The following is a 20,727-nucleotide window of genomic DNA, read 5'->3' as shown; positions in this document are numbered from 1 at the left end:
CGGATGACGGTGGCGGTGCGGATGAGGCGTACGGCGTCGTCGGAGAGGCTCGTGAGTTCGTCTCGCTGGTTGAATCCGGCGAAGAGCACGGGCCCTTGCACGTCCGCGATGAGGTCCTGGCCGAGGAGGAAGTGAAGGGCGGTGGCGGCGCACAGTTTCTCCGGCTGGCTGTTGCGGTTCTCGGTGATCAGGGCAGTGGTGCGTGAGCCGTCGGGGCGGCGGATGTAGCGCAGGGCTCCGGCGTGGCCGCCGAGCGCCTGCTGAATCTGCTTGAGCCGGATGCTGTCGTTGCCGCTCAGGTGCAGGTCGGTGATCGTGCCGTCGGTGGCGACGAGCAGCGTGTAAAAGCGTGGCGTTCAGTCCGGCTCCTAGTCGTGGTCGGTGGGGGCTTTCCCCTCCCAACTGCTAGGTTAATTCTACTATGCGCGAGGGGTGGGTCAACTGGGTTCATGCAGGTCAGACGGAGTGCTTTGGCTATGCGGCAGAGGAAAGAGCTTGGTCCATCAGGTGCTCCGCCTGGCGTAGGGCGGCGATGATCCGCGCCCTGTCCAGCACTGCGTCCCTGTGCTCGAAAACGGCACGCGCCTCGGCCATGGCCTCCGTGACCGCGTCCGGGTTGGTCAGTGAGTCCGCGCACGCCACCGTCACCCGCGGGCCCAGCTCCCAGACCATCGCATTCACCGCGCAGCAGGCGGCGGCGATCGGGTCGATGTCCACCATCGACCACTGGAAGCCGGCCGGGTCTTGGCCTCGTTCGCGCAAGTTCTGTGCGGCCGCCCGCAGCAGCCCACCGCTGCCCGCGCAAGGGTCGTGAATGTGCTCGCCCCCCTTCGGAGGGGTCGCGTCGAGGCCGGCGTCGGCGATGGAGTTCAGGTTCATCGCCTCGGCGATGGCCTCGGCGACTGGCGCCGGAGTGTGATACTCGCCGAGCCCCTGCCGGGCCCCGTGGGAGCGCAGGCTCGTCATTACCGGCGACAGGATGTCCGTCGCCGACCGCAGGAACGGGTCCTCGTGTGCGGTCAGGTCGAACAGGCCCCGCTTCAGGGCCGTTTCGGTGACCGCACCCACCGCTTGCATGCGGTACTCGTCGACATCATCGTTCAGCCACTCATGGAGGATCCTCGCGCGCTCGATGAGGTCGGGCCGGTGCATCCAGTGCAACGACCAGATCTCGCGCAGCATCCCGATCAGCTGCGGTCCATCCTGAGCGAGGATCTGGGACTTCAGGTCGGGGCCGGTCGGGTCCTTTTCGCGGACCAGCGTGAGGGCGGCAACGACGCCGACCGGCACCTCGATGGCCGTGCCCCCGTGCCGGTTGTGCCACCGTTCGGCGACTGCCTCTCCGATCTCGATCGCGCGACGGTGAGGCTCGAGTACTGGGTGCTCCCGGGGTGTGCGCCGCATCGGCGGGATGGCGGTGGCTGGCCTCGCCGTCTTCGGTGACGCCGCGGGTCGGGGGGCGAGCCTGGACGCTGCGGTGAAGGTCGCCGGGCTCGGGTGGGGCTCGGGGGTGGTTTCTGCGAACAGGTCGAGCTGCTGGGTCACGGGCGGACTCACTTTCCACGAGGGGGGTGGATACGAGGCGACCCGCCCCGGAGGGCGGGTCGCGAGGAGGGGTGAGAGTCTGAACCTCCCCCCCCTGTAGATCAATTCTACTATGGTTGGGGGTGGGGGCAACTGCGCACAGCCAGCGCAGGGGAGGGGGTCAGCCCTGATCGAGCCAGGCCATCCCGTACGGGGTCTGCCACAACCAGGACAGTCCCGCCTTGTGTATCTCCGCCCGTGCCCTGTCCCACCACACGCGACCGAAGCGGTCGGTGTGCGCCTGGACGGCCCAGGCAGCCGACGCTGCCGCCTCCGGCGATTGAAGGATCTCGGCCACCGACTGCCCGAACCCGTGCATGCGCTCACGCAGACTTGCGTGTAGCTCGGCCATCTCGGTGCGCCAGAACTCGTCACGGCGCCGCTCCTGACGCTCGTGCGACAGCGCCCATCCCCGCTCCGTGATCGCTCCGTTCTGCTGCAAGGCGATCCAGGCGGCCGCCCGCTCGCGCGACAGCACCGCAGGCTTGAACATCACGTTCAGCACCTCAAGTTCAGAGGTGTCGTCGGCGCGTATCCGCGCCCCGAACTGGGCTGCATTGGCGTTGTGCTTCGCCTGCGCGCGCTCCCGAGCGGCGGCTTCGGTCCTGGCGTCCCACACGGGAATCAGATAGTTCCACGTCGTCCTGGTGTGCTCTGGGTGCGTGTACGTCACTTTCCACAGGCCCCGCATATGCGTTCGTTCTCCTTGCTGGTCGTGCTGTTCTGGCTAGTGTCGGTGTTCGCGCGGCACGTCTACTGGGGCACTGGCGCGGCCTTGTGCTGGGCCACCCAGTCCTCGAAAGCGCGCGGGTCGACGGCGCGCAGCTTCTGGAGGTAGTGCCAGGCCATGCGGGCGTGCAGGGTGCGGGCCTTGCCGGTGAACGGAACCCGCACTGGCAGGTGCCCCCGGCCTGACGGCCACGTCAGGCGGCTGGAGCCGGGTGCGGCTGCCGCGATGTACCAGTTGAGGTTCGCGGCCAGCCGTACAGGCAGCTGATCTTCGATCGGCCCGTCCTCCATGGGCCAGATGCCCTCACCGTCGTCGGCGAAGAAGCCGTGCGGACTTCCGGCCGCGGCGTCGTGCGGCATGTTCACCCACACCCGCTGGCCGTGCTCCCTGTGCGGTTCGACGTGGATGACGGTCCGGTTGTGGGCCAGGCACGTTCCGTTCGTCTTCGACAGATAGAGGACGGCGACGCGATCATCGCGTTCGTACTCACTCATGTAAGACAATTTCCGTTCTGAAGTGGTTACTTCGAGGTGCGCCGCAGGGCGCGGACGGCCTCGGCGCGGACTGCCGTGGCCGGGCAGGGGCCAGTGATCGCCCGCACGCGGGCGACGACCTGACTGTGGTCGTCCTTGTGAAGGGCGTGCTGCAGGTCGTCCATGGCCTGCGCCACCTCGTCCACGGTGGTGGGGTGCCGCCGCCGGCACGGGCAGCTGTCTGCCCTGTACGCGGACAGCGCCGTGAGCAGATACGGGTGCTGGTCCTGCGGGACGCAGCCGCGATGGCGCATCGCGGGGCGCGCACGGCGCAGATGGCTGTAGAAGCGCAGGACGGGCTTGCCGCACATCAGGCAGGCGACGGGCCACAGCACGTCGCTGCCCGGATACCCGCCGAGCGGCGCCCAGCCGAGTTCGTCGATGCGGGCGACAGCGAGGGCGGCTGAGGTGACGTTGCGGAGCGTAGGCCCCAGCCCGGACAGGTAGGCGCCGAGCTCATCACCCCTCGCGCCGTCGATGGCGCTCGCCGGTGGCGTCTTGCTGTTCACGATCACGGCGTCCTCGGGCCGGATCATGCGGCGGTGTAAGCGCGCAGGACGGCGTACGCGGTGGCGGGCGAGGTGTCGCTGGTGTGCAGAGCAAAGGGCGCGCCCGGCTCGGCAGCGTTCGCATCGTGGAGGATCTCGAGCAGCCCGGGTGTCGGGTAGAGGTTCGTGAACCCGGCCCGGGGCGGTGCACCGTTCACTTCCGGGAGGGCGTCGAGGACTGTGCGTGCTTCCGGCGGGAAGGGATCTGCTTCACCTTCGCGGTGGGACAGCCTGTTCAGCGCGGCACGCCCGCATCGGATGACTCGCTCGGCGGTAAGCCGATTCATTCGAACCTTCACGCTCACCGCGCCGGGGCGTGGCGAGCGCATATGGATCCACAGCGTCGGGTTGGCGATGTCCTCACCCTCGAGCACGAGCTCTGAACGGGCGTTAGTTCCTTGCGCTATGGCGGGCAGTCGAGCGTCACGGAGCGGGAGGCTCGGCAGGCGCAGTGCCGCGAGGGCGTCCCGGCGCCCGAAGTGCGGCAGGACCTGGCTGTGGATCAGCTCCGCAACCTTCACGCCGTTCGCGCTCTTCATCGGGATGGTTGAGGTGAACGTCCTGGCTGGCTGGCGCGGCTCATTGTCCTGGGAGGCGAAGGCGCTGACGCTGAGCAGGCCATCACGGGTCTGGAGGCTGCAGCGCAGGCCGAGCGGGTGGGTCACGATCGCCGTGCCGAGCAGTCCGGTCACGGTCCATTCCGGTCCGAGCGCGGCTGCGGTCTGATCGGTGAGCGTGAGCAATTCGGGGGCGACGAGCTGGGTGTCGTAGGGCATGGAGTGCTTTCTTCGGAAGTGCCGTTCCGCGTCCGGGTGTTGTGCCGAACGGATGGCTGTGGGTGTGGTGAAGGGGGTGCCGATGACTGTCCAGCACTCTCTCGCTAACCATCATTCTACTATGGGTGAGGGTGGGGTCAACTGCGAAAAGCCAGGTCAGAAGGGGTTTACTCGATGGTCGAGGCGGCGAGTGCGGTCTCTACCTCCTCGGCGCTGCGACGCCCGAACACCTCGTCATAAGTGAGCAACCTTGGCAATGCGGGCGCGCAGCCATACGTAGCCGCCGGGCGTCACGACTTCTCCGGTTTTTCCGCGCGGGAGCACAGAAGCAGAGCGGTCTCCAGGGACACCAGGAAGTCGTCGCGGTCGAATGCGAGAGACGATGCGGCATGGCGTGCCGGGTGCGGCCCGGCGTAGAACTGTTCCGCGTCGCCTTCCGGATGCTGCTCGGCCCACGCGGACGCGTACTGGGTGAACGCCCACGCGTACTGGCCTGCGGACGTGGGGGATCCGAGCTCGTCCGCTGTGGCGGTGCGGGCTTCCCAGGCGGCGAGGAGCAGCAGCTGCCGTCGTACTTCCGGGCGGGTGAGTGACCAGAGGCTGGGCAGGCCGAAGACGACGAAGGCTTCCTGCATGTTGTTGTCGACGGCGACGATGGCCCGGGAGAGGAGTCGGTGGAGCGAGGCGATCTCCTGCTCGGCGTCCTCGTTGTCGCTGCTGAGGCTGTTGTCGTTCACGGATGTCTCTTTCGTCGGTGATGGTGTGGCGGCCCAGGACGGCCACCACGTGGTGCGGGATTCGGGATTGTCGGGGCCAGGGCTGCGCGAGAAGTCGCGGGCCGCGCGCACCTCGTACTCCCATGCGCCGTCCGGCCAGGGGCCCTCGCGGTCGATGACCGTGGCCGTGCCGTCCGGCAGGCTGCGGGCCCACTCCTGGTTGATGTGCCAGACGCGTGTGCCGATCGGTAAGGGATGCGTGGTCATTGATGCTCCGATTCCGCGATGCTGTCTGCGAGATATGCCTTGATCTCTGTGCGAGTGCGGCGCTTGTCGCGGTGCCGGAAGGCGCGACGGGCCCGCCGGGTCGCGGCGGCGCTGTAGAACTCGTCGGCGTAGTGATCGCCTAGTCCGATGCGGGCGATCTCTCGCGGTGTGAGGATCACACCGCGCCACCTGTCATGCGTGCGGCTTCCAGATGCCGGGCTGCTGTGATCAGCGTGCAGGCCTCGGTGTCGCGGCCGAGCAGGAACAGCCCGCACACTTCGAACATCAGCGACCAGTGACACTCAGGAACCGCATCGGCGAACTCCTCGAATGTCACGGTCTGTTTGTCCCGGCTGCGTCGGGTCCAGGCGCGGTAGACGATGCGCTGCATCGTGCGGTTGGCCCGGCGAGTTTGAGTGCTGTTGAGGCCGAGGCTGCTGATGATCTCGGCGGCCGCCTCAAGCGGCAGGTGCTTGTCGGGCACGGTGCTCATCGTCTTTCGGGGATCCGGGATCGGCGGCGTACTGACCGGGGCTGCGGTACGGCGCAGCCCCGTGGCGTGCATCAGTGGGCAGCCACGCCGAAGAACAGCCAGCCGTCCGCGCCGTCGTCTGTGGCGATCGGCAGTGCCCCGCCGCTCCCGTACTTGGCGCTGACCCGCGGATCTTCGCCGTCGAGCAGTTCCTTCGCGCGCTCCATGGCGTCCTGCTCGCTGCGCTTCGGCTCGTCGAGCAGTGATACTTCGTCCTTCTCGGCGATGGTGCCGGTGAAGCCAGAGGTCCCGTACTCCCACTCCGCGTGATCGCGGGCGGCGTTGAAGGCCGTCTGCAGGTCGGTTCCGGTGGCGGGGGTGTAGTCGAGGGCGCCCATGAGGCGGGTCCTTCCGGTGAGTTGAGGTGATGGCATGGCGCGGCCCGCCCCGGTATGAGGCGGGCCGTAGTCGCGGAGTGTCAGTGGATGTGCACGCGAGGCCGGTTGGTGCGCATCACGCGCTCCCGGGCAAGTTGCTGGCCGTCCCGCTTGCGGTAGATCTCGGTGAGCACGCTGTCGGCGCCGAGCACCACAGTGACGGCGTCTTCGAGGACGGAACTCTGCGTGCCCGGGCCGAGCGTGCTGTACCAGGCCTCCATCGCGTCGCCGTCCTTCTTCACCAGGCCGAGCGTGTCCGCGTAGGCCTCCCAGGCGTGCACGGTCATGTGCGCGGCCCAGTTGACGGCGGTTGCGGCCTGCTCCTCGGTGATGTTGTGCTCGGCAGCGACCTGCAGAACGGCGAGCGGGTCCGGCGTCGTCGTGTGCATGAGGGGTGCTTCCTTATCTCGTGTTTCAAGAGGTCGGTGGGTGTGTTTTCTCTCCCCAGTAAGATAAATTCTACTATGGAGAGAGGGGGTGTCAATTACGTCTATGCAGGTCAGGGCCCAGATCGTCGCCTCGTCGTGCGCCGTCTTACGACGCCATGCGCTCCTGACGTCCTCCGCGCGCGGCCCGCTTGCGGATACTCGCCGCACCGGCACGCCGTACATCGGCCCGCTGCGATGTCACCCGGCACTCCCCGCACAACGGCTCCCCGAGCCGCTGGTGAGCTTTCACTCCGCTGCTCGTCCCACAGGTGCCCGCCTGTGACGTGAGCTTCGACAGCGCAGGTGCGCCCGCGGCAACAGCAACAGGCTTCCCGTTCACCCACGTGCGCGCCGCGCACACCCCGTCGAACCGGTTCGCCTCCGGCCGCACCCGCTCGTAGCACTGCAGCACGAACGGACACCGCTCCGCGCAGCCTTCCATCAGTGGCTCGCACGCCTTCATGACGTCACTGGGCTTACTGCGCACCAGTTGCTCGCTGGGCACGTACCCGTCGAGGCCGGCGCACGGCGCGGTGGTGGTCCAAGCTGCGGAAGAAGTAGAGGTGATCACGGCAGGGCTTTCTCGTTGTCGCGTGGAATCAGAAAAGGGCGGGCTGCGCCTTGACTGGCGGGCAGATGGCATCCAAAGCGGCCGAGGCCTTCAGTTCCAGATCGCTGGCGCGACGCGCCCACGGGCGGTGGAACAAGGACGCCCACAACTCGGGCGTGCGGAACGGGACCGGGCCGGGAAGGTAGGCGTTGTCGTGCGCTGCCACAGCCTCGACGGCCGCGCGCAACGCCCCGTAGCGGACCGGGGTCAGACGGGAGTTCACCGTCCGGTGCACGTCATGCCAGTACACGAACCCGGACCGCGCGCCGCCACGAGCATCGACGTCGTAGCGAAACCCACCAGGCGTGGCCGACCAGCGCGTCAGGCATCCGGCATCCGGCTCCCCTTCGAGGCGCCGGACGCTGCGTCTGCGGTCACGCTCGTCGAGCTGCTTCTCACCCCACTGGATGCGCGCGTGAAGATCCGGCAAGTCGATGAACTCCAGGAGCAGTACCGGGGCGAAGAAGTCGCGCACCGACATCTGGATGTCGTCGTCGGTGAGGTTCACGCCCCGCCCCCGGCGCCTCCACTGGTGCGCGAGCAGACGGCGAGATGCGCTGTCGCGGCCTCGATGAGGGGCTCCAGGCGCAGGTCCCCCACTTCGTAACGGCAAGGACATGCGGGCAGACTGTCGTAGACCACGCACCGCCAGGCGGGCGCCGGCCCGTCCTCGGGCACATGGCTCACGTGCCAGCCCGCGAGCGCCCGCGGAGCCCAGCGGTTGAGGGGTAGGGAGTCTTCGCAGGCGACCACGAACAGCGTGCCATCGTCGGCATAGGCGCAGATTGCAAGGCCGCCGCGGGTCTCCACGTATGGGTGCAGTCCGGCCTCTTCGAGGGCGCCGTGCACATCGCTGTACACGGCGAGGGCGCGGTCCTCGTCCGGTCCGTAGGTGGCGCGGATACTGGCCACCTCGGCAGTCACATCGAACATGTCCATCCAATCCGTGAGACGTTGTGTACTGACCTATTTCTGGCCAATGCGCAACGCTCGGCAGTTACTTGATCTTCAGTGCTACGCGCTTAATGAAGTGGTCGCCAAATCAGCTCTTCGGCACGCCGACTGCCAGGGTCGGCGTGCCCCACGCGCTCTGTGGAATGTCCATGAACGGCACCCCTGTCAACGGCAGATCATCCTTGGGCTCCCGAGCGAGCGCCAATGCCTCCCACCCCTTGCTCTCCGGTCGACGCTGCGCCTCAGCAAAGCTCTCACCGTGATAAGCGATCACCCGCACCTCGCCACCCCGAGAGGTCACCTGAGACATCCTCGCCCTGGTGAATGCATCAACGGGTTCGCCGTCGGGCATATAGGCGATTCCGCGGCAGATCGAGTCGCACATCATGCCTGCCCCCAAGGGGCGATGAGCGGGGCCCTCCCTGCCCATTTAGTGAATTCTGCTATGTAAGGCAGGGGTGGCGAATCGTCTAAATGCGAACCGCTGCACAGTTGTACATCAGCCTATTTCTGGGGGTGACTCTACCTTCCCGCCACCAGCTACAGGATCCCGCCTCCCACCCCGCATGGCAGCAAGCTGCTGCCGCGCCACCTCCGACAGCCCCGTCGCCTCCGGCTTACGCCGCACCTGCGCCAGCACCCGCTCGTTCGCCTCCCGCTCGCGGACCTTGAACCGGTCCTTCTCTGCCCGTTGCTGACGCACCCGCTGCTGCCTCGGAGTCGTACCGCAGCCCCGGCACGAACGACCCGGCTCATCCGGATGCGTCGGGCACGAACTCACCCCTGCTTCTTCGAGCGGAGCGTCAAGCGGCGCCCCCGCAGCGCCAGCTGTGGGGGTAGGGGGGTTCTTCTCTGGATATTGGCTCTGGTTACTAACTAGAACGCCCGAAGATCCGGTGTCCGGTGAACCGGCGTCCGGAAAACCGGCGCCCGAAAACCCGTCTTCGGTCCCGCCAGCCGACCCCCCGTCGTCGATGGCCTCGGCCTGCCCCACTCCGGACGGCTCCTTCCCGGCGGCCTGACCGCCCTGGTCCAGCCGCTTCCTGAGCCTGCGCGCCACACGCTGCGCCTCCAGCTCGCGGTACTCCTCGGCCGCCCACTCCTGCGCCGTGTCGTACACCTCCGTGATCCGGCCCAGCGTCCCGTCCGCCATCCGCTCGGTCACCACCCGGTAGTAGCCCAAGTCCTTCAGCTCGCGCAGCGCCGTCTTGATCGCCTCCTTGCCCTCCTTGCCCGCGCTCGCGATCGACTCGGCCCGCACTTTCCACGCATCCGGCTTGGAGATCAGGAAAGCGAGGACACCGCGCGCTCGAAACGACAGCCGGGCATCCTCGAGGGCAGCCGTCGGTACCACCGTGAACCCGGTGGTCAGATGGCGGCGCAGGATCGTCACGAGAATGCCTCCAGGGCGGTACTGAGCGAGCTAGTGATCAACAACAGGGAGCAAGGCCCCGCACGCCGGTGCGGGGCCTCTATGGGGGCGTCAGGCGGGTGTGCGGGCGGGGCTGACCTTGATGGACAGCGGGGTCTTCTGTCCGCCCGCCTTGCGCATCGGCACCGTCATGCCGGCGCGGCGCAGGACATCCACCATCCGCGGGGTATCCGGGAGCATCGGCACGACCAGGTCGGCGTCCTCGAACCGCTCGACCATCGTGGGCACGTCCACCTCGTCCTTCGGGTTGCCGCCGCTCCAGCCCAGGTGGTTGGCGCCGTAATTGCCCTCGGGGGAGTCGTCGAGCATCGCCCGAGCCACCTCTTTGAGGCGCTTGCCCTCCCGGTACATCTCGTGTCCGCGCACATACTCCGCCAGGGCCTGCGCGCGGTCGGAGTTGTCGTGGACGAGGATCGTCTGCGCGGGCCGCCCCGGCGCCACATCCGGCCAGCAGGTCTCACGGAAAGGGCAGTTGTCGCAGATCACTGACAGGCCGGGCCCGTCATGGTCGCGCCGCAACTCTTCCGGGGACGCTGCTTCCAGGACGCGGTCCACCCACCAGCGGGCCTCGCTGGCCAGCCACGGGTCGAAGTCGAATTCCTGCAAGTGCTCTTCGCCGGTATCGCGGCAGACGAACCGGAACCGGATGCGCCGGACGTCAATCGGGCCGAGCCGGTGCAGGTACCGTTGGCCGGGTATATCGGCGAACCCGGCCGTGCGCAACAAGTCGGCGTACAACAGCACTTGCCGCATCTCCGCAGGGGTGGGCCCATACCGCAGGACGCGGTCCCAGATCCGGCCGGACTTCGTCTTCACATCCTCGACCGTCACGACATCGGCGGGCTGGCTGGGCCGGTGACGCTTGGGCAGCCGCGCCGCGGTCGCCGCATCAAGCTGCACGACGTCGATGTGCCCGCGCAGCACCTCGTCGGTGACCGTGCGCTCGACCAGCCACCCGTACTCGCGGCGCGCATCCTCCAGCAGCCCTTGGTGGATGTAGGTGCCGAGGATCGCTGCCCGCATGTCCGGGCTGTGGGTGCGCTCGACGTCGTGAACGATGTACCCGGCTCTGCGCGAGCAGATCGTGTCCGATGCGCCCAGCTGTTTCTGGCGCGAGCGCGGCCGACGCGCGTCGGCGGCGTGCGCGGCATCCCAGATCGACAGGGAAGCGGGCACACGGAAGGTTGTGGCGGTCACAGCAGTCTCCAAGAGGGCATGCCGGGGCCCGGCCCGTCACAGCGGGCCCCAGCGGGAAGTTGGCGGGAGGTCAGGCAGCGAACTCGCCGGGCGGCAACTTCTCGAAGTCGCCCTGGTACTCGGCGTCGTGGTCCTGCTGCTCAGCCGCAGCCGCCCGCAGACGCGCACCGTCGTCGCTCGTGGGGTCGCTGAACTTCTTCGGGTTCTTGACCTCGGCGGCCTTGTGCTCGATCGCGGCCCGCACCACCAGCACCTCGTCGCGGCTGAGATCCTCATCCGCTTCGACCTCACGCCACAGCTTCTTCAAGCCCTCGACGCCCTGCTCGGCTGCCTTGTGGACCTTCGGCAGCCACAGCTGGGCCAGATCCCCGGTCAGCTCCGGGGCGGCTTTGGGCTGGTTGTGGATCGAGCAGCCCATGAGACCGAACACCAGGTTCTCGATGGAGAAGTCCGGCAGTGTCTTCGGCTTTCCGCTGCGCGGCACCTCGAACTTGAGGGAGCGGGCGCCGATGATCTGGGGTTGCTCATCGCGGCGCAGTCGTACCCACACCGTCGCATCGAAGGCCAGTGACTTGTGCGCCTCCACCCGCCAGTCCTTCGTGCGGGGGATGGGATCGCCGTTGCCGTCGACGGCTGCGACCTCCTTGCCTCGCGCAAGCAGGATCACGATGCCCGGCATCGTCCGCAACAGATACATGACGCGCTGCCACCGCTCTGCGGCGTCGTTCCACAAGTTCATGGACGGCTTGACTTCGGCGTCCGGGTCCTGGCGCAGCACCTTCTGACCGTTCTTGGAGCGTCTGGCCCGCTCGTTAGTCCAGTTCACGAGCATCCGCCACAACATGGAACCCGAGTCGATGACCAGAACGACCGGCTTCTCCTTCGCAGTGGCCGCACGCTTGGCCTCGGCGTGTACAGCTTCGACCTGGCTGAGGATGTCTTGGTAGCTGCCGTTGTGGTCGATGAGCAGGTAGTCCGCGCCCGGCACGTTCGCGTACTCGTCGGCGGTGTCTTCGCCGAGCTCCAGCCAGTACGCCTGACCGGTCAGTTTCGAGCCGGTGAACGCCGCAGCTTCATGGCTCTTGCCGCTCTTCTCCTCGCCTTCGATCAGGATGATCGGCCAAGGGATAACGCCGGTGGGCTTGCGGGTGCGCAGGCGTGGCACGGTCGTGCTGGACACAGAACATCTCCAAGAGGTTCCAGAGGAAAGATATGCACTGGCCTATTTCTAGGCAGTGTGGATCTTCCTGATTTCGAACAGAGGGGACCACTCGGGGTGCAGGTCGATCAGGCGCCGCGCGTAGCGGGAGCGGAAGTCGTTGTTGAGCTTCCAAGCTTCCCCGCGCGTGGCGATTCCGTACTGCCAGCGCAGGACCTCGAACAGCATCCCGATGCCGATGCGCTTGAGTCCGCGCTCGACGCAGTCGCCCGCGAGGCTCTCCAGGTGCTTGAGGATCCAGGGGTTGAGATGGTCGAATGCCTCGAACCTCTCCTGGATCGTCAGCTTGCCGCCCGGGTTCTCGGGCTGCCGGACGGCTGCGATGGGCAGCTCTAGCTGCACGGTCACTACGGCTCTCCTTGGTTGATGTATCGCAGCCTATTTTGCATGCGGTCGATGCGGCGCCTGTACGCACCCTCAGTGGAGTAGGTTAATTCTACTATGAATCAGGTGGAGGGCAACTCCGCCGAACCACCTCAAGGCGGCGGCCCGGCGGTCGCGACGACGTCAGGCCCCGTCTACGGCAGCCTTGCCCCGCTTCGAGATCGCCGACCCGGGACCGTCATACCGGCCTTCCCGCAAAGCCGCAGCAACATCATCCTGCAGCTGCCACACGCCACCACGGCTCTGCGCCACCGTGTGACCCGCACCCTCGAGCACGGTCGACAACAGCCACAGAGGGGAGCCGCCCAGGAGGTAGTCCTCGGCCGGCAGCATCCCGCCGCCCCGGTTGCGAGTGTTCGACACCACGAACTTGCTGACCTGGAACAAGGCCGCATACTCCTGCAATCCCACCAGCGGGGGCAGTTCGCCCTTCTTCATCGGGCGGACCGTCGCCCGCTGCTCCTCCGCCAGCTCGGCGAGGAGCTCCTCATCCAGCTGCCGACCGCGACTGCCCGGCGGCAGCGCGAAATCCACAGCCAGGCCACCGGGCCAATAAGGCTTGCCCGAGACGATCACAGCATCCTCATAGGAGAGGATCCCGTCCGGGATCCACCGGTCGCTGACCGCCGTCGGCGCAACGTTGTAGATCTTCGCGAACTCCTTGCGGCCCACGATCAGCGGCTTCGCCACGACGGCCTCCTTCCACCTTGCTCTACTGACTGGGCATAGCAGAATACGTCCAGCAGGTGCGAAATCCGCACCCCAGAGGCGTGCCACCGCGACTGTTAGCCTGGAAACGCACATTCCAAGAGGTGCACCAAGACCCCCGGACCTGCTTCGTAGCCGATGCTCCGGGGGTCTTTGCGTTCCCGGCAGCTACTTACTGGGTGTGGCCCATCAGCTGGATGGGAGGCGTGCCCGCCTTGAGCTTGTTTCCAACCTCTGGTGGAGTCTCAGGGGCACCTGTAGGTTCTCCGCGGTGAATCTGATGGAGACACAGGGCCTTGCGTCGATGATCGACGAGGCTCAAATACGCTGGGTGGCGCTGGGTGACACGACTTGGAAGCCGCTCGTGGTCATGCTCCATGGCGGTCCAGGTCTGCCGGACTATCTGGGCGACGTCGCCACAATGATCGCGGACCTCGCACCCGTGTACCGCTACGACCAGCGCGGCACGGCCAGCTCCCCGTGGCAGGGTCGCCATACCTTCGCCCGGCATGTTGACGATCTCGCTGAGCTTTTCGACGTGTGGGGCGCGCCTGAGGCCGTGCTGATCGGGCACTCCTACGGCGCCACCCTGGCCAGCCGGTTCTGCATGGCCCACCCGGATCGGGTGGCCGCGATGCTGCTGATGTGCGGGCCGTTTGTAGGCGAGTGGCGCACGGGGGACCGAGTGCAGCGCGACCTCCGCATGTCCGCAACACAACGGGAGCGACTCCGCGAGTTGCAGCAGTTGCCGCACCGCACGGAGGACCAGGAAGTCGAGTTGCTCACGTTGTCCTGGTTCACCGACCACGCCGATCCCGAACGCGGTTGGCACTGGGCCGCCCAGGGTGCCCGGCAACGCCGCCCCATCAACTGGGTCATGAACCGTGAACTCGGGGAGGAAGGGCATTCAGACCCGCTCGACCAGCACCTTGACGACCTGCGCGGGTGCCTGCCCACGCGGGTGGAGATCCTCGGCGGTGCTAGTGATCCTCGCCCGCTGTCAGCACTTGAATCGCTCGCGCTCCGGCTCGATGTTCCACTGACACGGGTCGACAACGCGGGACACGAACCCTGGCCCAGTCCGTGAGCTCCGACGAGCCCCCGGCTACCCGCACACACAAAGAGCGCACAACTCTGCTCCCGCGGACTAGGGCAGCCCGTCGAAGCCGATCTGGGCCATCCCTCAGAACGGGCCATACCCAGCGCGATCCTCCACGTGTGCCGTAGAGACCTAGCCACAGCACGGTGGCTAAGCGGACTTCAGGTGCTGGGTGAGCTGCTGGAGCGTGGTCCAGGAATTCGGATCGGTGCCGTCGCCCAGGATGTAGTGGAGCGCGGGCCGTGAGGTGTGGCCGAGTTGAGCAGGCCGGAGGCCGCCCTGCGGGTGCTGGGCGTGGGCGCGGCCGATCTCGCTCACGGCATTTGCGCCGAGAGTGAAGGAGAGGGGGATGGGCGGGGCTTCGAACCGGGGCGGGACGGTGAGGTCTCGGCGCGCGGAGCGGAGTGTGGTGAGCATGGAGGTCAGGCCGTGCTCGGTGGCGAGGGTCTCGGCCAGCGGGGCGAGGACGTCCAGGGGCGGGGCTTCGTCGGCGGTGTGGCCGAGGGTGAGGGTGATGTGTTCCTCGATGCCTGCCGAGGTGTGGGTGATGCGGGTGGTGGCGATGGCCGGGCGGTCCGGGGTGCCGACGGTGGTCAGCCAGGTGGGGATGTTCTTCTGGGCGCGGGTGCGGGCCAATTCGGTCAGCTGGCGTCGGGACCAGGGCAGGGCGATGGGTTCGGCTGTGGACCAGCCGGCCGGTGGGGCGCCGGTGAGGGCCTGCCACGCCGCTTCCAGGGCGCCGCCGAGCAGGAGGTGTTCGTCGGCGGGGTGGGTGGTGTGGAGGGAGAGGATCAGCTGGCGCTCACCCTGCGCGTCAGGGGAGTCGGGGGTGGGCCTGGGTTTGAACGCCTCCGCGATCCGGGCGTTTCCCTCCGCGGTTCTCGCCGGGGTGAAGTGGCCGTCCTGCCAGTGGAGTTGAGCGCCGGAGAGGCCGTCGTAGTAGCCACTGTCGGGGTCTTGGATCACCCAGCGGTTGGGGTGGCCGTGCAGTGCGTTGCGGGTGGGGAGGGTGAGGCTGGTGTGGGGTGGCGTGACGATCTGCAGGGCGCGGTCGGATGCGGACGCGGTGCGCAGGGCGTCGGCGAGCCAGCTGGTCATCGCGACGACGGGGCGGTCCTGGATGACGACCGCGGCTTTGTCCGTGAGGACGTCTACGGCCGGTGGTGTCGCTTCGGGTGCCGGTGCGGCGGTGGCGGTCTCGGGGGTGAGCGGGACGACGTCGGTGTGGGCTGCCTCCGAGGGCCAGACTGTGCCGTCGAGCACGGCGGTTAGGCGTCCGGCGAAGGAGCCGGCGAGCCGTTCGCCCTCCTCGATGGCGGTGGAGGCGCGGGCTTCAGTCCACCAGAACGGCTCCTTGGGGGCAGCCACTTCGGCCCCGAGCAGGCGCTGTGCCTCGCCGGGGACCTGGACCAGAAGGGGCGCTTCGACGGAGACCAGCGGGCGGCCGCCCGGAGCGCAGAGCTGGACGACGGCGCCCTCGGCCAGGGGGTTGATGCCCAGGTCGGGGCCGCCTGCGAAGAGTCCGGCGAGCAGGGTGTTGATGTCGGGCATCTTGGGGGTGAGGGCGATGACGTCCTTGGTCACTGCTGGCGGGTCTCTTCCGGCTCTGTTGGTTCTGTCGGTTCTGTGGCGAGGGCGGTCTGGATGAGTTGGTGGCGGCGGCCTCGGCGGATGAGTGTGCCGCGGCCGGGGGGTTGGGTGGAGGCGTAGAGACCAGGGAAGAGCTGGCCCTCGGTGCGGTCGCCGGTCATGAGCAGGGCGGTGGTGCCTGTTTCGCGCAGGGTGGTGAGGAAGGGGTCGTACAGGGCGCGGGAGGCGCCGGCGACGCGGCGGGTGACGATGAAGTGCAGGCCGATGTCCTGGGCGGAGGAGATGTAGGGCAGGAAGGGTGCCAGGGGTTGTTGGCCTGCGGTGGTGAGGATGTCGTAGTCGTCGACGAGGATGACGATGCGCGGGCCGGTGAAGGCCGGGGCGTCGGTGATCGCGTCCGGGTCGGCGGTCTCGGGCAGGCGCTTGTCCAGTTCGCCCGCGATGCCGTTGGCGAGGGCGGTGGCGAGTTTGGCGTTGTGGGCGTAGCCGCCGCGGTAGGGCTCGGGGATGACGCCGCGCAGGCCGCGGCGCGGGTCGAAGACGCCGAAGACCAGGTTCTCGTCGCTGTGGCGGTCGATGAGCTGGCCGGTGATGAGCTTGAGCAGGTTGGTCTTGCCGCATTCGTTGTCGCCCAGGATCAGCAGATGCTGGTCCTGTCCGGTCAGGTCCAGGAAGGCCGGGGCGAGGGCGTCCTGATCGACGCCGAGCGGAATGCGCGAGGGCTCGGCGTTGACCGAGGGCAGCTTCGCGGCGGGCAGGGCGGTGGGCAGGACCCGTACTGGGGCGGCAAGTTCGCCAGACCAGCTGGCACGCAATGTGCGCCCGGCGCGTTCCAGGGCGGGGCCCAGGTCGCCGGTGGACGCCTGTCCGTCGATGCGGGGCAGGGCGGCGTGGGCGAAGAGTTTGGCGTCGGTCAGGATCCGGCCTGGCGTGTCCGCGCTCAGTGTCTCGGACAGCTTGCGGTCGACGCTGGAGTCGGAGGGGTCGTTCAGGCGCAGTTCGATGCGGGTGCCGAACATGGACTGGGTGGCGATGCGTACGTCGTTCCAGCGCAGCATGCCCGCGACGATGTGGATGCCGTAGCCGCTGCCGCGCTTGAGGAGGTCGGCGACGGTGTCATCGAGCTCGGAGAACTCGTCGCGCAGGGCGCCGAATCCGTCGATGAGCAGCACGATGTCGGTCGAGCCCAGCTCGGTCAGGCGGCCCTGGGCGCGCAGGTGGCGCAGCTGGTCGACGGAGTCGATGCCGTGCTCACGGAACAGCTCTTCGCGCAGGGCGAGCTGGGCGCGTACTTCGGCGACGGTGCGGGCGGCACGCTCGTGGTCGGCGCGACCTGCGATGCCGCCTACGTGCGGCAGCCCGGAAAGTGCGGTCAGTCCGCCACCGACCAGGTCGAGGCCGTAGACGGCAACCTGGGCCGGAGTGTGAGTCAGGGCCAGGGACAGCGCGAGGGTGCGCAGCAGGGTGGTCTTGCCGGACTGCGGGCCGCCGATGACGGCCGTGTGTCCGCCGGCCACGGTCAGGTCCAGGATCCAGGGTTTTTGCCACTGCTTGGCCGGATCGTCGAGGACGCCCAGAGGTATCTGCATGGCGCCGGTGGAGGTGGCCAGATGCAGGCCGCGCTCCGAGGCCTGCACAGGTCCGGCGGCGGCGTCGAGCGAGATCGCGTCGGGCAGCGGCGGCAGCCAGATGCGGCGTACGGGTGGGGCGGCGGTGCACAGTTGGTCGACCATGGCCGTCAGGACGGTCGGGCCGGTCTCCCGCTCCCGCATCGCGGGTTCTTCGGGCGCGCCGGTCTTGGGGTCCTGGCCCGTGTTGAAGGTGGGGTAAGGCCAGGCGAGGGATTCGGCGTCCGTCTGTTCGCGTAGGGCTGGGCCGCGGTGGCCGCCGGAGACGTAACCCGCCTTGAAGCGTTCGTAGGTGGAGGTGTCGACCTTGAGGTAGCCGAAGCCCGGCAACGGCGGCAGATGGAAGGCGTCCACGGTGTCCAGGACGGTGCGTGACTCGTCGGCGGAGAAGGTGCGCAAACCCAGGCGGTAGGAGAGGTAGGTCTCCAGGCCCTTGAGCTTGCCGGATTCGATGCGCTGGCTGGACAGCAGCAGATGCACGCCGATCGAGCGGCCGATACGGCCAATCGAGAGGAACAAGTCGATGAAGTCCGGCTTGGCGGTAAGCAGTTCGCCGAACTCGTCGATGACAACGAACAGGTGGGGCAGTGCCTCCAGCTCGGGCCGCTGGGCGCGCAGGGCGGCGTAGTGGCCGATGTCGGCGACGTTGCCGGCGCCCTTGAGGACCTGCTGGCGGCGCTTGACCTCACCGGCGAGGCTGGTGTGGACGCGTTCGACGAGACCGGCCTGGTTCTCCAGGTTGGTGATGACACCTGCGACGTGCGGGAGTCCGGTGAAGGGGGCGAAGGTGGCGCCGCCCTTGTAGTCGACCAGCACGAGTGCGAGGTCTTCGGGGGAGTGGGTGGCGGCCAGCGCGAGGACCAGGGTCCGCAGGAGTTCGCTCTTGCCGGAGCCGGTCGCGCCGACGCACAGCCCGTGCGGGCCCATGCCCAGTTCGGAGGACTCCTTGAGGTCCAACAGGACTGGTTCGTGGCGGTCGTTGAGGCCGATGGGCACGCGCAGGAAGTCGCGCTCGCTGCGTGGCGCCCACAGCTGGTCGAGGTCAAGGGCGGCCGGGTCGTCGATGCCGAGAAGGGTGGGGAAGTCGACGGGGCCGGAGATGGGGGTGCCCTCGGCGGCGGACTCGGCCGACAGCCGCAGCGGGGCGAGCATGCGGGCCAGGCCTTCGGCGCCCGCGACGCTGACCGCGTCCGCGGTGCCGTGGCCGGGCAACGCGTCGGGGGCACGCAGGTCTTCGACGCTCACCTGGTCGCCGTCGACGGTGATCCGCACGCTCACCTGATCCGGTTCATGGACCTGTTGTTCGAGCAGATGCAGCACCGTCACACCCATGCCCGTGAGGTCGACAGCCGAGTCGGGGCGGGGGAGTTCGGTGGCTGTGCTGCCGTGACAGTCGCTGACGACCAGGAGCCGGTCGTTCATCCGAAGCGCGTTGCGGTCGGACAGGCCGCGGCGTACTTCGGCCGCGTAGGCAGAGCGGCGCCTCAGATCGGGGGCGCACTGGCGGGCGAGCTGATCGAGGCTCGGGGAGATGCGTCGGGCGGCGACCGGCCCGTCGTCCTGCTGGGCGTCCAGGACGTGGGGAAGCCACTTCGCCCACTCCCACTCCTCCAGGCGTTCGCCGGGCACACCAAGGGCGATGGCGACATCGTCGGGGGCGTGCGTCACCGCGGTCTGGATCAACAGGGCGCGGGCCACGCGCATCACGCCGTCCCGGTCGCCGATAATGCTGACGTTGCCCGCCCTGTCCAGCGGCGCGGTCAGCGGGAAGTCGGTGGCGGTGGTGAACCGGTGCTGCAGCGCACGCGCTTCGTTGAGCATGAACGGGTCGGGCGGGGTGAGCACGCCGCTGCCTTGATTCTGGCCGATCGCCAGCCCCTGCACGGGTACGTCACCGGTGCCAAGCCTCACTCGCAGGAAGTCCGCGTCCAGACGGCGCCGCTCCCACAGCCGGGCCGGATCACGCACGAGGTCGTACAGCGCCGCGGGAGGCGGATTGAGAATGCGTGCCTGACGCCGCAACCCTCGCTCGGTGGCGCCGAGTTCCTCGCGCTGCTCCTCCACGTACTCCAGATACCGCTCGCGCTGCGTACGCCGCGTGCGCTGGGCCTTGCCGCGCTGGGACAGGAACAGGGCGACGGCGCCGAGGAGTGCGAAGACGAGGACGATCGCGCCGATGGCAGCGAACTGGCTGTTGCGGATGACCGTCATCATGACGACCGAGCCCATGACGCCGGCCATCGGAAGCAGTGCGGTGGCCGCGTTGCCCATCTTGCCCTCGGGCAGGTTCGGGGGCGGCTCGATGGTGCGCTCGGGGGCAGCGGCGAGAGGCCGGGTGGAGCGAGCCGGGCGGTGTATGAGGCGGTTGGTCATCGCACCCGCACCGCCCGCTGCATCGCTTCGGCGGCCAGGTGGACGGCGGCGTCGCGGGAGCTCTGGCTGAGCATGCCGGTGTGGATGGGGCCTCCTTGGGCCAGATGACGGTCGTAGGGGAGCGGTATTACGGCAGCTCCCGTCTCGCGCAGGTGCGCGGCGGCCGTCTTCAAGTCGAGCGTCGTATCGGGGGAGTTGGCGGATAGGGCGACCACGGTGGTGGCAAGCGCCGAGTGCGGCAGTTGGGCCAGCCAGTCGAGGACCAGGCGGGTGCCGTTGACGCCCTCGGCTGTCATCGGGGCGACGACGACGCGGGCGTGGGCGGTGTCCATCGCGGTGCGTGCCACTTCGCCGGGCAGCGTCTCGCAGTCGACCACCGACACCGCGAAGTAGCGGCGCAGGGCGAGGGTGACGGTGCGGTAGGTGGGCACGTCGAGCGGCGCGCCGACCCGTCCTCGACTGGCGGGCAGCAGCCAGCCGCCGTCGGTGACCGGCACCAGGTAGCCGGTGACGTCGGTGAGTTGCATGGCAGGGCTCAGGATCTGGGCCAGATCGGCGCAGGCCCAGCGCACGGACTCCGCGCCCAGGCGGACCGGCAGGGTGCCGAGCGCGGCATCGGCCTCCAGGGCGAGGACGGGATCGTGCCGGTAGTGATTGAACGTACGGGCCAGGAGAGCGGAGACGGTGGACTTGCCGACGCCGCCGCGGATGGAGGTCACGGCGATGACCCGTCCGGTGGTGACCGGCTGCTGGACCTCACGGGCGAGGCGTGTCTGCTCGGCGACCTCTTGGCCTGCCGAAGCGGTGAGCTTGCGCAGCGTACGACCGGTGCGCCGCGCGGCGGAATCGCCGTGCTGCGGGCCGCCCAAGGCGCGGGCCAGGCGCGGATCGACGGTGGGTACGGTCTCCGGGGTGGGCATCGGGACACGAGGGTCGCGAGCACTGCTGCGTACGGGGCGGACCGGAGCGGTCGGCTGAGGAGCCGGCCGTGGATCCACGGGCGCTTCACTGTCCGCCCTGCGGAGCACGGCAGTCGGCTCGA

General features: G+C 68.3%; 22 protein-coding genes. 1 reads left to right on the top strand and 21 read right to left on the bottom strand.

Features of this window, described 5'->3' with window-relative positions:
* Positions 1–474 precede the first annotated feature (474 nt).
* From AB0E78_RS38490 to AB0E78_RS38405, 18 genes are all read right to left on the bottom strand, one after another.
* Entirely contained in the window at positions 475–1,290 is an 816-nt protein-coding gene (locus tag AB0E78_RS38490) for an N-6 DNA methylase (protein ID WP_361843299.1), read from the bottom strand.
* 415 nt (positions 1,291–1,705) lie between these two features.
* The gene (locus AB0E78_RS38485) at positions 1,706–2,275 is read right to left on the bottom strand and encodes a hypothetical protein (RefSeq protein WP_361843297.1); all 570 of its coding nucleotides are present in this window, start codon (positions 2,273–2,275) and stop codon (positions 1,706–1,708) included.
* A 62-nt stretch (positions 2,276–2,337) separates the two neighbouring features.
* Complete coding sequence (locus AB0E78_RS38480) at positions 2,338–2,808, bottom strand: hypothetical protein (protein WP_361843295.1); 471 nt, start codon at positions 2,806–2,808, stop codon at positions 2,338–2,340.
* Positions 2,809–2,834: 26 nt separating this feature from the next.
* Positions 2,835–3,383: a hypothetical protein gene (locus AB0E78_RS38475; RefSeq protein ID WP_361843292.1), complete on the bottom strand. Its 549-nt coding sequence runs from the start codon at positions 3,381–3,383 to the stop codon at positions 2,835–2,837.
* Positions 3,380–4,171: a hypothetical protein gene (locus AB0E78_RS38470; protein WP_361843289.1), complete on the bottom strand. Its 792-nt coding sequence runs from the start codon at positions 4,169–4,171 to the stop codon at positions 3,380–3,382. The genes AB0E78_RS38475 and AB0E78_RS38470 overlap by 4 nt, the downstream gene beginning before the upstream one ends.
* Positions 4,172–4,461: 290 nt before the next feature.
* Entirely contained in the window at positions 4,462–5,154 is a 693-nt protein-coding gene (locus AB0E78_RS38465) for a hypothetical protein (RefSeq protein WP_361843287.1), read from the bottom strand.
* Entirely contained in the window at positions 5,151–5,333 is a 183-nt protein-coding gene (locus AB0E78_RS38460; RefSeq protein WP_361843284.1) for a hypothetical protein, read from the bottom strand. The genes AB0E78_RS38465 and AB0E78_RS38460 overlap by 4 nt, the downstream gene beginning before the upstream one ends.
* A complete protein-coding gene (locus AB0E78_RS38455; RefSeq protein ID WP_361843282.1) occupies positions 5,330–5,638 on the bottom strand; it encodes a hypothetical protein in 309 nt (102 codons plus the stop codon). Before AB0E78_RS38455 ends, AB0E78_RS38460 begins: the two co-directional genes overlap by 4 nt.
* 80 nt (positions 5,639–5,718) lie before the next feature.
* Entirely contained in the window at positions 5,719–6,024 is a 306-nt protein-coding gene (locus AB0E78_RS38450; RefSeq protein WP_361843279.1) for a hypothetical protein, read from the bottom strand.
* A gap of 80 nt (positions 6,025–6,104) precedes the next feature.
* Positions 6,105–6,452 carry a hypothetical protein gene (locus AB0E78_RS38445; protein ID WP_361843276.1) on the bottom strand — a complete coding sequence of 116 codons (348 nt, stop codon included), beginning with the start codon at positions 6,450–6,452 and terminating at the stop codon, positions 6,105–6,107.
* A 638-nt stretch (positions 6,453–7,090) separates the two neighbouring features.
* Positions 7,091–7,609 (bottom strand): hypothetical protein, encoded by a 519-nt coding sequence (locus AB0E78_RS38440; RefSeq protein WP_361843274.1) that lies wholly within the window; start codon positions 7,607–7,609, stop codon positions 7,091–7,093.
* Positions 7,606–8,034: a hypothetical protein gene (locus AB0E78_RS38435; RefSeq protein ID WP_361843271.1), complete on the bottom strand. Its 429-nt coding sequence runs from the start codon at positions 8,032–8,034 to the stop codon at positions 7,606–7,608. Before AB0E78_RS38435 ends, AB0E78_RS38440 begins: the two co-directional genes overlap by 4 nt.
* 109 nt (positions 8,035–8,143) lie before the next feature.
* Positions 8,144–8,485: a hypothetical protein gene (locus AB0E78_RS38430; protein ID WP_361843268.1), complete on the bottom strand. Its 342-nt coding sequence runs from the start codon at positions 8,483–8,485 to the stop codon at positions 8,144–8,146.
* 69 nt (positions 8,486–8,554) lie between these two features.
* Complete coding sequence (locus AB0E78_RS38425) at positions 8,555–9,448, bottom strand: hypothetical protein (protein ID WP_361843265.1); 894 nt, start codon at positions 9,446–9,448, stop codon at positions 8,555–8,557.
* A 90-nt stretch (positions 9,449–9,538) separates the two neighbouring features.
* Positions 9,539–10,684, bottom strand: a complete 1,146-nt coding sequence (locus AB0E78_RS38420) for a hypothetical protein (RefSeq protein WP_361843262.1) — start codon at positions 10,682–10,684, stop codon at positions 9,539–9,541.
* Positions 10,685–10,754: 70 nt separating this feature from the next.
* On the bottom strand, positions 10,755–11,864 hold the full coding sequence (locus tag AB0E78_RS38415) for an AAA family ATPase (RefSeq protein ID WP_361843259.1): 1,110 nt from the start codon (positions 11,862–11,864) through the stop codon (positions 10,755–10,757).
* A 48-nt stretch (positions 11,865–11,912) separates the two neighbouring features.
* Entirely contained in the window at positions 11,913–12,251 is a 339-nt protein-coding gene (locus AB0E78_RS38410) for a hypothetical protein (RefSeq protein WP_361843256.1), read from the bottom strand.
* A 159-nt stretch (positions 12,252–12,410) separates the two neighbouring features.
* Positions 12,411–12,977 carry a hypothetical protein gene (locus tag AB0E78_RS38405; protein WP_361843254.1) on the bottom strand — a complete coding sequence of 189 codons (567 nt, stop codon included), beginning with the start codon at positions 12,975–12,977 and terminating at the stop codon, positions 12,411–12,413.
* A gap of 298 nt (positions 12,978–13,275) precedes the next feature.
* Here AB0E78_RS38405 and AB0E78_RS38400 point away from each other — a divergent pair, with 298 nt between their 5' ends.
* Complete coding sequence (locus tag AB0E78_RS38400; protein WP_361843569.1) at positions 13,276–14,082, top strand: alpha/beta hydrolase; 807 nt, start codon at positions 13,276–13,278, stop codon at positions 14,080–14,082.
* A 162-nt stretch (positions 14,083–14,244) separates the two neighbouring features.
* On the opposite strand, the gene AB0E78_RS38395 is transcribed toward AB0E78_RS38400, so the two are convergent.
* The 3 genes from AB0E78_RS38395 to AB0E78_RS38385 are packed head-to-tail and all read right to left on the bottom strand — an operon-like array spanning position 14,245 to position 20,605.
* Positions 14,245–15,678, bottom strand: coding sequence for a DUF6177 family protein (locus AB0E78_RS38395; protein WP_361843251.1), 1,434 nt, complete (start codon positions 15,676–15,678; stop codon positions 14,245–14,247).
* A complete protein-coding gene (eccCa, locus tag AB0E78_RS38390; protein ID WP_361843248.1) occupies positions 15,675–19,685 on the bottom strand; it encodes a type VII secretion protein EccCa in 4,011 nt (1,336 codons plus the stop codon). The genes AB0E78_RS38395 and eccCa overlap by 4 nt, the downstream gene beginning before the upstream one ends.
* Positions 19,682–20,605, bottom strand: a complete 924-nt coding sequence (locus tag AB0E78_RS38385; protein WP_361843245.1) for a type VII secretion protein — start codon at positions 20,603–20,605, stop codon at positions 19,682–19,684. Before AB0E78_RS38385 ends, eccCa begins: the two co-directional genes overlap by 4 nt.
* Positions 20,606–20,727: the final 122 nt, after the last annotated feature.

The sequence above is a fragment of the Streptomyces sp. NPDC032198 genome, assembly GCF_040636975.1.
Classification (GTDB): Bacteria; Actinomycetota; Actinomycetes; order Streptomycetales; family Streptomycetaceae; genus Streptomyces.
Note: the sequence above shows the minus strand (reverse complement) of the source record. Positions and strands in the feature narration are given on the sequence as shown.

What these genes read in the sequence shown, in the direction of transcription:
- AB0E78_RS38485 (WP_361843297.1), bottom strand. Translation starts at nt 2,275, where the DNA reads ATGCGGGGCCTGTGGAAAGTGACGTACACGCACCCAGAGCACACCAGG.
- AB0E78_RS38480 (WP_361843295.1), bottom strand. Translation starts at nt 2,808, where the DNA reads ATGAGTGAGTACGAACGCGATGATCGCGTCGCCGTCCTCTATCTGTCG.
- AB0E78_RS38475 (WP_361843292.1), bottom strand. Translation starts at nt 3,383, where the DNA reads ATGATCCGGCCCGAGGACGCCGTGATCGTGAACAGCAAGACGCCACCG.
- AB0E78_RS38470 (WP_361843289.1), bottom strand. Translation starts at nt 4,171, where the DNA reads ATGCCCTACGACACCCAGCTCGTCGCCCCCGAATTGCTCACGCTCACC.
- AB0E78_RS38465 (WP_361843287.1), bottom strand. Translation starts at nt 5,154, where the DNA reads ATGACCACGCATCCCTTACCGATCGGCACACGCGTCTGGCACATCAAC.
- AB0E78_RS38450 (WP_361843279.1), bottom strand. Translation starts at nt 6,024, where the DNA reads ATGGGCGCCCTCGACTACACCCCCGCCACCGGAACCGACCTGCAGACG.
- AB0E78_RS38445 (WP_361843276.1), bottom strand. Translation starts at nt 6,452, where the DNA reads ATGCACACGACGACGCCGGACCCGCTCGCCGTTCTGCAGGTCGCTGCC.
- AB0E78_RS38435 (WP_361843271.1), bottom strand. Translation starts at nt 8,034, where the DNA reads ATGTTCGATGTGACTGCCGAGGTGGCCAGTATCCGCGCCACCTACGGA.
- AB0E78_RS38430 (WP_361843268.1), bottom strand. Translation starts at nt 8,485, where the DNA reads ATGGGCAGGGAGGGCCCCGCTCATCGCCCCTTGGGGGCAGGCATGATG.
- AB0E78_RS38400 (WP_361843569.1), top strand. Translation starts at nt 13,276, where the DNA reads ATGGAGACACAGGGCCTTGCGTCGATGATCGACGAGGCTCAAATACGC.
- eccCa (WP_361843248.1), bottom strand. Translation starts at nt 19,685, where the DNA reads ATGACCAACCGCCTCATACACCGCCCGGCTCGCTCCACCCGGCCTCTC.
- AB0E78_RS38385 (WP_361843245.1), bottom strand. Translation starts at nt 20,605, where the DNA reads ATGCCCACCCCGGAGACCGTACCCACCGTCGATCCGCGCCTGGCCCGC.